Genomic DNA, 11834 nt, shown 5'->3' with positions numbered 1-11834 from the left:
CGCCTAAACCAGCACCTTATGAGTAGAGACCACCTGTCGCAGCCCCATAAACGAGCGGATCTGACGCACGCCGGGCAGGTAGAGCAACTGCTCAGCGTGCAGCCTATTGAAGCTTTGGCTGTCCCGGGTGCGTACCAGCATAAAATAATCAAACTCCCCCGTTACTACGTGGCACTCCATACAGCCTGACACCTTCTGGGCCGCCTCTTCGAAGGCGGCGAAGGATTCCGGCGTCGAGCGATCCAGCACCACGCCAATCAATACCACCATGCCCGCCTGTAGTTGCTCCGGGTCTAAATGTGCCACCACCCGGCTGATCACCCCATCCCGTTTGAGCTTTTCCACCCGACGTAAGCACGCCGCCGGACTCAAACTCACCTGCTCTGCCAACGCCACATTGGAGAGCGTGGCATCTTCCTGAAGCAGTTTAAGAATACGCCGATCTGTTCGGTCTAGTTCAGCCGCCTGATCATCAGGCTCAGGGCGTGAACGGGAGATTTTTGAGCGCACTATTATTTACCTTATTCATCTATAAACACTATTTAAGACCACATAAAATATGTTTTATCAACTTTTATTGCTTTAAAACAGACAACTTTGCAACACAAAAATCATGACTAACACTTACTATAAATAGCAGAGAGCACGCCAATTGTTCACAACAACCTTAGCCGCCCTATATCGCACCCAATGTTTTAAAGCTGGAGATTGCTATGAACCTCGAACGCTTCCCACGTTACCCACTCACCTTTGGCCCCTCTCCCATTACGCCGCTCAAACGGCTAAGCGAACATTTAGGCGGTGAAGTGGAGCTCTACGCCAAGCGCGAAGACTGCAACAGCGGCCTGGCCTTTGGCGGCAACAAGACCCGCAAGCTGGAGTACTTGATTCCTGAGGCACTTGAACAGGGCTGCGATACGCTGGTATCGATAGGTGGTATTCAGTCCAACCAGACCCGGCAAGTGGCAGCAGTGGCCGCCCATCTGGGTATGCAGTGTGTGCTGGTACAGGAGAACTGGGTCAACTACTCCGACGCGGTGTATGACCGCGTGGGCAATATCGAGATGTCACGCATCATGGGTGCCGATGTGCGCTTGGATGACGCGGGGTTCGACATCGGCATTCGCCCCAGCTGGGAGCAGGCGATGGAGGATGTTCGCCAGCAAGGCGGTAAGCCCTTCCCGATTCCCGCTGGCTGTTCCGAGCACCCTTACGGCGGCTTAGGCTTTGTAGGCTTTGCTGAAGAGGTGCGTCAGCAGGAGAAAGAGCTGGGCTTCACGTTTGACTATATCGTGGTGTGCTCGGTCACCGGCAGCACCCAGGCGGGCATGGTGGTGGGGTTTGCCGCCGATGGCCGTGCCCAGCGAGTGATTGGCATTGATGCCTCTGCCAAGCCTGAGCAAACCCGTGAACAGATCCTGCGCATCGCGCGCAATACGGCTGAGTTGGTGGAACTGGAAGGCGGTATTAGCGATGACGATGTCATTTTGGATACCCGCTACGGCGGCCCCGAGTATGGCCTGCCCAACGAAGGCACGCTGGAAGCCATTCGCCTCTGTGCCCGTCTGGAGGGTGTGCTTACCGACCCGGTTTACGAAGGTAAATCCATGCACGGCATGATCGACATGGTGCGCAACGGCGAATTCCCGCCAGGCTCCAAAGTACTCTACGCCCACCTAGGCGGCGTACCTGCGTTAAATGCCTATAGTTTCCTGTTTAGAAATGGATAAGGAATAAAATACCTGCCTCAAACCGTCTGATCTAGCGTCTAAATAACGTCGATCAGACGGTTACTGCTGTACAAATAAAGCACACCCTTTAGTCTTGGCGTATAAGATACTCACTCATGAGGATACGCCATGTCTTCAACGCTGCCCGCTCACCTCACCCTTGAAGAACTGGCGCAATGTTCCGCACCGCTGCCCGATGTAGAAGTATACGGACTCGATATGGGATGGTACATCGTTCGCCTGCATCAGGATAACGCCGTCAGTTTACTCACCGACCAGAATGGTGAGGCGCAACGCTTTACCGGCACACAGTGGATTGGTCGCGCGCTGGCTCCACTGGGGTTCACCCACGGCACGCTCACCTGGGCCGACGCTACCGATGAAATGATTGGCACCGACGTAGCGCCCGTTTCTGCCCAGCAGCGCATGGCCTATGGTGTTCGCGTGGCGTTCAACCATACCTGTCTATACCATTCATAAAGCGAGCCGCCAGGAGTAGGAGTTTGCACTTCTTTAATATTTAGCTTCCAACAAGGACGGACTCTATGCGCGAAGATGACAAGTACATCAATTCCGAAGAGCAGCTACTCCACCTTCAAAACCTGCTAGATGATCCAGACACAACGGCACTAAAAGCGTATTTCTCTGAACTCGATATTTTAGACATCGCGCGAACACTGGAGTCCTTCCCGGCTAAAACGCGAGATTTCCTTTGGGAGTATGTTCCCGACGATTTTATCGGCGAGGTTCTCGCCGAAGTTGACGAAGACATCCGTGCTGACTACATCGAAGACTTATCGGCCAGCGATGTAGAAGAAATTGTTAAAGGCTTGGATGCTCAAGAAGTTGCTGAAGTTTTAGATGTTGCTGATGAAGCCATAAAAACCAGCGTCTACGCTAGCCTAGAGCAAGAGATCCGCGCCCAGGTTGAGAATCTTCACGCCTATGAAGATGACGTGGTTGGCCGTTACATGGATCCCGAGACGGTCAATGTAAAACAGGGCGTGTCGTTAGAGGCCGTGCAGCGCTATATCCGCATCCACCATCTGCTCGACGATGAGTCGCAGCAGATCATGATTACGGATAAAGACAAACGCTTACTCGGCACTTTGACCCTGATTGATTTAATCAAGCAACCACAAGATGCGATGGTTGATGATTACATGGATGACTTTTTTACCCTCAATGATCAAATGAAAGTCAGTGATGCAGCGGCGTTACTGCGCTCTAAAGAGCTACACTTTGTGCCCGTGTGCAATAGCGATGGGTTATTAGTAGGCCAGCTAAACGCCGCCGACGTACTTGAAATCACCCAAGACGACGCTGACATGACGCTAAAGCATATGTCCGGCGTCAGTAACGAAGAGGAAGTCTTCACGCCCGTTTTACGCAGCGCGAAAAGTCGCGGTATTTGGCTGGGCATTAATCTGTTAACGGCTTTTTTAGCCGCCTTCGTTATCGGGCAATTTGAAGCGGCATTAGATCAAATTGTAGCCCTGGCCATTTTGATGCCGGTGGTAGCAAGCATGGGGGGTATTGCGGGTAGTCAAACCCTCACCGTGGTTATACGCGGCCTGGCGCTGGGCCAACTAGCAGGCAACAACATCCGCTGGCTGTATAACAAAGAGATGTGGGTGGGGATGAGTAACGGCTTGGTTTGGGCATTAGTGGTCGGCTTGATTTCCCATCTCTGGTTTGGCGATGCCATGATCACGCTGGTGATCACCCTGGCCATCTTTATCAATATGAGTCTCGCTAACTTATCCGGCGTACTAATTCCTATGGTGCTGAAAAAGCTGCAGATCGACCCCGCGTTATCCGGTGCGGTTATTTTGACAACTGTGACCGATGTGGTCGGCTTTTTATCATTCCTTGGGCTCGCGACGCTGATTATTCTGTAAACGCTCTCCTGGCGAACACTGCAACATTAATAGGGCGTCGCCTGCGCTTGACGTAAAAGCACCTACATCACACCAGCAGCGTAGTTAACCTTGCCTTAAGCACTGGGATTTTATCGACTATGCGTTCTATTGATGGGTAGGAGAGGCTTACTTTGCTTTTGAGCAAAAAATGCAATAAGCGAAGACAATGACTTGCCGATCCTCGGCACAAGGTTCAGGCTCCGTCAAAGAGGGGTAAAGCAGGTGTGGCGCGCCAGCCCCTCTTCTACGCCCCCTGGTCGAACACCAGGCACGTTGTACTCGCGTGGGCATAGAGCTTACCGTCTGGCCCGATGAGCCTACCTTCCGCGGTCGCCACCTGGCGGCCGCCGTGAACCAATCGGCCTTCAGCACGAACTAGCGGTATCGCATCGGTGAGCGCACGGACGAGATTGAGCTTCAACTCAAGGGTCATGTAGGCCTTGCCCGGAGGCAATGTTGAATGCACGGCGCACCCCATGGCTGTATCGAGCATGGTCGCGAACCAGCCGCCATGCACCGTGCCCATCGGATTATAATGACTGAAACGTGGTTGCCCCTGGAACAGCGCGAATCCCGGTTCCACGCGAAGCAGAGTGAAGTTCAGCGTATTAGCCATGGGCGGCGGCGGGATCTCACCGGCTAGAAGCGCCTCGAATATCTGCAATCCGCTGCGCCCGGCGATCTGAGCAGGCGTCGCCACGCCGGGAACCGTCTGGATACGCTCTCGCACGGCCACCTCTTCAGCCTGCCAGAGCACAAGTATTTCTTCTGGACTGAGGGTGTCAATTGACGTTGTCATGGCATCACTCTCTTGAGTTATATGTTTTTCTTGCGATAAAAGTGTGGAAGCTCACCCATTCATTGCACGTGATAAAAAAGCTTGGTGCAGCCGACGCGGCGTCGCCCAGGAAAGGATGACAAGGGCCTTGTTCGCCCAGCCTGGCACGACGCTGATACGCCCGGCCTGCAGGGCACGAATCCCGGCGCGCACCACAGGTGCAGGCTGCATCATCAGTTGCTTCAATACGGGCGTGACTTTCTGCTGCGCCGCAGTGGCAAAGCCGGTTTCCGCCATACCAGGGCAAAGTGTTGTCACCGTGACGCCTTCGCGATAAAGCTCGCGATGTAGCGCCTCGCCTAAACGCAATACATAGGCCTTGGCGGCAGCATAAACAGCGAAGTTCTCCACGCCCTGATAGGCCAGCAGGCTTGCCACCAACAATATCTTGCCATGCCCTCGTTTACTCATGTCTCGTGCAAAGACGTGAGTAATGGCAGTCAAGCTCGCCACGTCCAGTTGCACCATCGCCAGCGCCGCATCCAACGTGCTATCCACGAACGGGCCCTGCAATCCATGACCGGCGTTGTTGATTAGGATATAGATCTCAATGCCCCGATCTTGAAGGCGCTGATGCAGCTGGGTAACCGCATCAATGTCTGAGAGATCGACCTGCTCCGTCACCACCTCTATACCGTACTGGTGGCGCAGTGTCTCAGCGAGCGCTTGCAGCCGATCTAGCCGTCGCGCCACCAGTACCAGCGAGTGCCCCTGCTCGGCATATTGGCGGGCAAACTCCTCACCAAAACCGCTTGATGCCCCCGTGATGAGTACCCATGAAGTGTTTATTAAGACCATTTCGCTTACCTGTCATTAGTGGGTAGTAGAGAGGGCACCGTAGAGGCGGTCGTTGCTTGCGAGCGGTGCTTCCCACCCGCCTCCCAATGCCCTAAAGGAGGCAATGGCAGCACGCGCGGTTTCGGTTTGTGCCTGTGCTTTCATGTCGCTTATCTGCAGCAAGTTGGCGTCGGCATTGAGTACTTCGATCAGGCTAACGACACCACTTTCATAAGCGGCAAGTGAGTTTTCGCGGGCACGGGCGAGAGAGGATTCACCCCGCGCCAAAATGTCTACCTGGGCCTCGCGTTTAACCAGCGCGGAAAAGGCGTTTTCCACCTCTTCCGTTGCGCGCAACACGGCTAGACGGTAGGCGGCGAGTGCTTCTGCTTCCTGGCCACGCGCGGCGGCAATCTGTGCCTCGACGCGGCCAAAGTCGAACAGGCGCCAGCGCAGCCCGAGAACACCTTGGGCTTCACGGGCATCGCTGGAGAAGAGGTTGCCGCTTGAGATCGTAGTGGCGCTGCCCAACAGTGCCCCAAGCGAGAACTTGGGGTAGTACTCTGAAATCGCCATGCCAATGCGCGCATTAGCAGCAACGAGGCGCTGCTCGGCCACGATAAGATCTGGACGCCGCCGAATCATCTCGGCCGGCGTGCCGGTTTCTGCCAGGCCTGGAACCACCGGGATCGACGCCACCTGACTCACTTCGCTGCGGTAGGTTCCAGGCGGCACACCGAGAAGCACATCCAACGCATTCATCGCCGAGTCAAGGCCAGCCTCGAGAGCCGGAATCTGTGCTTCGACTTGAGCGAGCGCACCCTCGGCCTGGTTCACCTGAAGCTCGGCAGCCACCCCCCTCTCGTACTGGAACCTGATCGTGTCGAGCAGTTCACGACGTGTATCAGCTTGCTGTCCAGCAATGTTGATACGCGTCTGCAAACCCCGGATCATGACGTATACGTCAGCCGTTTGGGCAGCGACGGCCAGCCGCGTCGCGACGGCACCCGCTTCAGAGGCCACATACTCCGCGCGTGCCGCTTCCCGTCCTCGCCGCAGACCACCAAACGCATCGATTTCCCAGCCCATGTTGAGGTTGGCCTCATAGGCGGTGCCCCTGCGGTCGAAGCCAGGCGTGGTAGAAAGCACCTGCCCCAGCGGAGTCTCGACCGATTGATATACTTCGGCCCCCTGGGCGCTCACGTTGCCCGATGGCAGCAGTGCAGCATCGGCTTGTCGCAATGAAGCACGCGCTTGGGCGACACGGGCTGTCGCTTGTTCGATATCCAGGTTCTGCTCGAGAGCAAGAGTAACGAAGCGCGCTAACATGGGGTCATCAAAAGCGGCCCACCATGCCTGGAGGTTTGCATTGTGCTGAACATCACGCTCTTCGACACCCTCCTGTCCAAGGAAACGAGGCGATAAGGCGGGCTCGGGTGAGCTATAGTCAGGGCCGACCGCACATCCCGTTAACAGGCTGGCCGCTAATAGACTGGCACTCATCAGCAAGGCGAGAGAGCGTGGGCGGGTGAGCATGAGAGTCTCCGGAGAGTAAAATTGTTAAAGTGACTATAATCCATTATGGTCACTAACTGTCAAGCTAAAGAATACGAGGCAACACGACCGATGATTGAAACACCACCTTCCACACCACCGTCACGAGGCCCTGCCGAACACAATGTTCGCGAACAGATCGTGGCGGCTGCTGAAGAGCACTTCAGCCACTACGGATACGAGAAAACCACCGTCTCTGACTTAGCCAAATCGATTGGCTTTTCCAAGGCTTATATCTATAAGTTTTTCGATTCGAAACAGACCATTGGCGAAGCCATCTGCTCCAAAGTCCTGAGCGCAATTATTGAGGCGATCGAAGAAGCCGTGATGAACGCGCCCACGCCAACGGAGAAATTTAGGAGGATGTTCAAGGCGTTAGTAGATACCGGATCAAATCTTTTCTTCAATGATCGCAAGCTATACGACATCGCCGCACACTCCGCTGGCGAAGGTTGGCCCTCTGCTCGCGGCTATGCGCAGCACATCAAGCAGATGCTGCTGGAGATCATCCGCGAAGGACGCGAGAGCGGCGAATTTGAGCGAAAAACCCCGCTGGACGAGACAGTGCATTCAATCTTTCTAGTCATGCACCCCTATGTGAATCCTCTTCTCCTGCAACACAATTTAGACCTCGTTGAAGAGGGGCCAACCCAGCTTTCGAACCTGGTATTACGTAGTTTGGCACCATGAAGAATGAATTCACGATAGTGACCATTGACAATATTGGTCACTAGATAGAATATTGAGGCCTCTTTTCCCTGGAGGTCGCCATGCTTCAGCGCCGTAATATTCATTCACTCGTCTTCGCCGGTTTGCTGCCTTTCGCTCTGGCGGCTTGCAGTGACGATAGCTCTAAAACCGACCCTCGCACCCAGAGCCCTTATGTGCGGGCAGTCGAGGTGGAGGCCAATGGAAAGTCCGAGCGCTCATTTACCGGCGTGGTTGCCGCGCGGGTGCAGAGCGATCTCGGCTTTCGTGTATCTGGCAAGATACAGGAGCGTTTAGTCGATACCGGTCAAACCGTCGAGCGCGGCCAGCCACTCATGCGCATCGACCCCACGGATCTAGAACTCGCCGCTCAAGCCCAAGAGGAAGCCGTGGCTGCCGCCAGAGCACGTGCTCGGCAGACCACAGAGGACGAGACGCGATACCGTGACCTGGTCGCTAGAGGTGCTGTGTCCGCTTCGGCCTACGACAGCGCGCGGGCCGCCGCCGAGACGGCTCGGGCGGATCTCACGGCAGCCGAGGCTCGGGCAGACGTTGCTCGCAATGAAACCGATTATGCGGTTCTTCACGCCGATGCTGATGGTGTGGTAGTGGAAACGCTTGCAGAGCCCGGTCAGGTTGTTGCTGCCGGCCAAACCGTGGTGCAAGTGGCCCATGCGGGGCCTCGCGAAGCGCTCATCGACCTCCCCGAAACGCTGCGTCCAGCGATCGGCTCCATTGGCCGTGCAAGCCTCTATGGCAACGGGCTCACGGGCACTGCGATGCTTCGCCAGTTGTCGGATGCCGCAAATCCCCTGACGCGAACCTTCGAAGCACGCTATGTATTGGAAGGTAGTCTTGCCGATGCACCACTCGGCTCGACCGTTTCCGTCGACATCCAGGTCGACCCTTTCGCTTCAGCATTATTGCAGGTGCCGATAGGCGCCCTCTTCGATCCAGGTAAAGGGCCTGGCGTATGGCTGATAGAAGGAGAGACGCCCCAGGTCACATGGCAGGCCGTGCAGGTGACTGGCCTCAGCGATGAAACCGCCTCGGTCGTTGGCGATCTTGAAACGGGCGATCGCATCGTGGCGCTCGGCGCGCACTTGCTGCATGAGGGCGAGCAGGTGCGGTTAGATAAGCGTGAGGTTATCACGGGCTTGGCCGCCAATCGCGGAGAGCAGCCATGAGTGCCTTCAACCTCTCAGCCCTCGCAGTACGCGAGCGCTCGGTTACCCTGTTTCTGATGGTGGTGATCTTCATCGCTGGCATTATGGCCTTCCTGACGCTGGGCCGGGCGGAGGATCCCGCTTTTACCATCAAGCAGATGACCGTGACCACGGCCTGGCCCGGTGCTACGGCTCAGGAAATGGAGGAACTGGTCGCCGAGCCGCTAGAAAAACGCATGCAGGAACTGGGCTGGTATGACCGTACCGAGACCTTTACGCGTCCGGGCCTGGCCTTCACCACGGTGTATCTGCTCGACAGCACGCCGCCCGACGAAGTCCCCGAGCAGTTCTATCAGGCGCGTAAGAAAATTGGCGACGAGGCCAGTAACCTGCCCAGTGGCGTCATTGGCCCTATGGTGAACGACGAATATGCCGATGTGACCTTTGCACTCTATGCGGTGAAGGCTGAGGGCGAGCCTCATCGGCATCTCATCCGCGAGGCTGAGAGCCTGCGCCAGCGCTTGCTTCACGTACCGGGCGTCAAAAAAGTGAATATCATCGGCGAGCAGTCCGAAAGGATCTTCGTCGAGTTCTCCCATGATCGTCTCGCCACGCTTGGCGTCTCCCCGCAAGCGCTCTTCGCGGCACTCAATGCGCGTAATGTCATGACGCCCGCCGGTTCGATTGACACCCAGGGGCCCCGGGTCTTCATCCGGCTGGACGGGGCAATCGACGACCTTGAGGCGATTAGCAATACGCCCGTTGTCGCGCAGGGCCATACACTAAAACTCGGCGACATCGCCGAGGTGAAGCGGGGCTACGAAGATCCCGCCACCTTCCTCATTCGCAACAACGGCGAACCCACCTTGCTGCTCGGTGTGGTCATGCGCGAGGGATGGAATGGCCTCAACCTCGGCGAGGCATTGGAGGAGGAGGCAGAGGCTATCAACGCCGATATGCCGCTTGGCATGAGTCTAACTAAAGTCACAGACCAGTCGGTTAATATCAGCTCGGCCGTCGACGAGTTCATGCTTAAGTTCTTCGCCGCCCTCGGCGTGGTGATGCTGGTCGGTTTCATCAGCATGGGATGGCGTGCCGGTATCGTGGTTTCGGCGGCAGTTCCCCTGACCCTGGCCGCTGTTTTTATCGTCATGGCAGCTTCCGGCATGGCCTTCGACCGCATCACTCTCGGCTCGTTGATCCTGGCACTGGGGCTCCTGGTCGACGATGCGATCATCGCCATTGAGATGATGGTGGTGAAGATGGAGGAAGGCTACGACCGTGTACGTGCCGCGGCTTATGCGTGGAGTCACACCGCCGCGCCCATGCTCTCCGGCACCCTGGTGACGGCGATTGGCTTCATGCCGAACGGTTTCGCCAAGTCCACCGCCGGCGAGTACACCAGCAACATGTTCTGGATCGTCGGCATTGCGTTGATCACGTCGTGGATCGTCGCCGTGGTGTTTACACCTTACTTGGGAGTGAAGCTGCTACCGGATTTCAAGAAGCGCGAAGGCGGGCACGGGGCGATCTACGCGACGCCGAACTACGAGCGTTTCCGCCGGTTGCTGGGCTCGGTGATCCGGCGCAAATGGCTGGTGGCAGCGTTCGTGGTCGGAACCTTCATCCTCGCGATCGTAGGCATGGGCGTGGTCAACAAGCAGTTCTTTCCGACGTCTGACCGGCCCGAGGTACTGATCGAAGTGCAGATGCCGTATGGCACCTCGATCGAGCAGACGAGTGAGGCAACCGCGAAAGTCGAGGCCTGGCTGGAGGAGCAAGAGGAAGCCAGCATCGTGACGTCCTACATCGGCCAGGGCGCGCCCCGCTTCTATCTCGCCATGTCGCCGGAAATGCCCGATCCCTCCTTCGCCAAGATCATCGTCCTGACGGATGACCAGTCGGCGCGTGAAGCGCTCAAGCATAGGCTGCGTCAGGCGGTGGCCGACGGCCTGGCGCCGGAGGCGCGGGTGCGAGTGACCCAGTTGGTGTTCGGCCCACCTTCTCCCTTCCCCGTGGCCTTCCGCGTGATGGGGCCGGATCCCGATGAACTGCGCGACATCGCGGCCCAGGTGCGTGCCGTCATGCAGGCTTCTTCTAAGATGCGAACGGTCAATACCGATTGGGGCGAGCGCATACCCACACTGCGATTCTCGCTTGATCAGGATCGGCTGCAGAGCCTGGGCCTAACTTCTAGCGACGCAGCCCAGCAGCTACAGTTCCTGTTGAGTGGCATCCCCATTGCCGAGGTACGTGAAGATATTCGTTCCGTGCAGGTGGTTGCGCGTTCGGCCGGAGACACAAGGCTTGATCCGAGCAGAATTCAAGATTTCACCCTGACAGGCGCATCCGGTCAGCGGATTCCGCTATCGCAGATCGGCACGGTGGAGGTTCATATGGAAGACCCCATTCTGCGCCGCATCGACCGCATCCCGACGATCACCGTACGTGGGGATATAGCGGAAGACTTGCAGCCGCCCGACGTGTCCAACGCCATCTGGGAAGAACTTCAGCCGATCATCGCCGAACTACCGGCGGGCTACCGAATAGAGATGGGCGGTTCCATCGAGGAATCCGGCAAGGCTAATAGCGCCCTGCTACCGGTCTTCCCCATTATGATCGCGCTGACGCTGATCACGATCATCTTTCAGGTTCGCTCGATCTCAGCGATGACGATGGTGTTCGCCACTGCACCGCTGGGCCTCATCGGCGTGGTGCCTACCTTGCTGGTGTTCAACCAGCCATTCGGCATCAATGCGCTCGTCGGTCTGATTGCGTTGGCAGGCATCCTGATGCGCAACACCCTTATCCTGATCGGACAGATTCACGACAACGCGAAGGCAGGGCTCGCCCCCTTTGACGCCGTGGTCGAGGCCACCGTGCAGCGTGCTCGTCCGGTCGTCCTGACCGCGCTCGCCGCCATTCTGGCGTTCATACCCCTCACCCAATCGGTGTTTTGGGGAACGCTGGCCTACACCCTGATCGGTGGCACCTTCGCCGGGACAATTCTGACGCTGGTGTTCTTGCCGGCGATGTATGCCATCTGGTTCAAGATCAAGCCAACACCTAGGGGCGGGAATACCGCGTCTAAAGGTGGAGTAAACCCTGTTACACAGGGCCAAGCGAATAATTAGCAACT

At 56.9% G+C, this 11834-nt stretch carries 10 protein-coding genes; 6 read left to right on the top strand and 4 right to left on the bottom strand.

All coding sequences use genetic code 11. The features are described 5' to 3' along the window. Positions 1–3 precede the first annotated feature (3 nt). On the bottom strand, positions 4–510 hold the full coding sequence (locus tag E0L35_RS00155) for an Lrp/AsnC family transcriptional regulator (protein WP_041158761.1): 507 nt from the start codon (positions 508–510) through the stop codon (positions 4–6). Between the two features lie 203 nt (positions 511–713). Here E0L35_RS00155 and E0L35_RS00150 point away from each other — a divergent pair, with 203 nt between their 5' ends. From E0L35_RS00150 to mgtE, 3 genes are all read left to right on the top strand, one after another. Further along, positions 714–1730 carry a 1-aminocyclopropane-1-carboxylate deaminase gene (locus tag E0L35_RS00150; protein WP_138799244.1) on the top strand — a complete coding sequence of 339 codons (1017 nt, stop codon included), beginning with the start codon at positions 714–716 and terminating at the stop codon, positions 1728–1730. A gap of 129 nt (positions 1731–1859) precedes the next feature. Beyond that, the gene (locus tag E0L35_RS00145; protein ID WP_138799243.1) at positions 1860–2210 is read left to right on the top strand and encodes a DUF6482 family protein; all 351 of its coding nucleotides are present in this window, start codon (positions 1860–1862) and stop codon (positions 2208–2210) included. A 65-nt stretch (positions 2211–2275) separates the two neighbouring features. Next, entirely contained in the window at positions 2276–3631 is a 1356-nt protein-coding gene (mgtE, locus tag E0L35_RS00140; protein WP_138799242.1) for a magnesium transporter, read from the top strand. A gap of 265 nt (positions 3632–3896) precedes the next feature. Here mgtE and E0L35_RS00135 read toward each other — a convergent pair whose 3' ends face one another. Genes E0L35_RS00135 through E0L35_RS00125 form a run of 3 tightly spaced genes read right to left on the bottom strand, consistent with a single transcriptional unit; the run spans position 3897 to position 6803 of the window. Further along, positions 3897–4451 (bottom strand): PaaI family thioesterase, encoded by a 555-nt coding sequence (locus E0L35_RS00135; RefSeq protein ID WP_138799241.1) that lies wholly within the window; start codon positions 4449–4451, stop codon positions 3897–3899. A 51-nt stretch (positions 4452–4502) separates the two neighbouring features. Beyond that, a complete protein-coding gene (locus tag E0L35_RS00130) occupies positions 4503–5288 on the bottom strand; it encodes an SDR family NAD(P)-dependent oxidoreductase (RefSeq protein ID WP_138799240.1) in 786 nt (261 codons plus the stop codon). Positions 5289–5303: 15 nt separating this feature from the next. Further along, on the bottom strand, positions 5304–6803 hold the full coding sequence (locus E0L35_RS00125; RefSeq protein ID WP_138799239.1) for an efflux transporter outer membrane subunit: 1500 nt from the start codon (positions 6801–6803) through the stop codon (positions 5304–5306). Between the two features lie 90 nt (positions 6804–6893). Here E0L35_RS00125 and E0L35_RS00120 point away from each other — a divergent pair, with 90 nt between their 5' ends. The 3 genes from E0L35_RS00120 (at position 6894) to E0L35_RS00110 (ending at position 11829) form a co-directional block, all read left to right on the top strand. After that, entirely contained in the window at positions 6894–7511 is a 618-nt protein-coding gene (locus E0L35_RS00120; protein WP_138799238.1) for a TetR/AcrR family transcriptional regulator, read from the top strand. 80 nt (positions 7512–7591) lie between these two features. Continuing rightward, complete coding sequence (locus tag E0L35_RS00115) at positions 7592–8716, top strand: efflux RND transporter periplasmic adaptor subunit (RefSeq protein ID WP_138799237.1); 1125 nt, start codon at positions 7592–7594, stop codon at positions 8714–8716. Next, the gene (locus tag E0L35_RS00110) at positions 8713–11829 is read left to right on the top strand and encodes an efflux RND transporter permease subunit (protein ID WP_138799236.1); all 3117 of its coding nucleotides are present in this window, start codon (positions 8713–8715) and stop codon (positions 11827–11829) included. Before E0L35_RS00115 ends, E0L35_RS00110 begins: the two co-directional genes overlap by 4 nt. Positions 11830–11834 lie beyond the last annotated feature (5 nt).

The sequence above is a fragment of the Halomonas sp. ATBC28 genome (assembly GCF_005937175.1).
In the GTDB taxonomy this organism is placed as follows: domain Bacteria; phylum Pseudomonadota; class Gammaproteobacteria; order Pseudomonadales; family Halomonadaceae; genus Vreelandella; species Vreelandella titanicae.
Note: the sequence above shows the minus strand (reverse complement) of the source record. Positions and strands in the feature narration are given on the sequence as shown.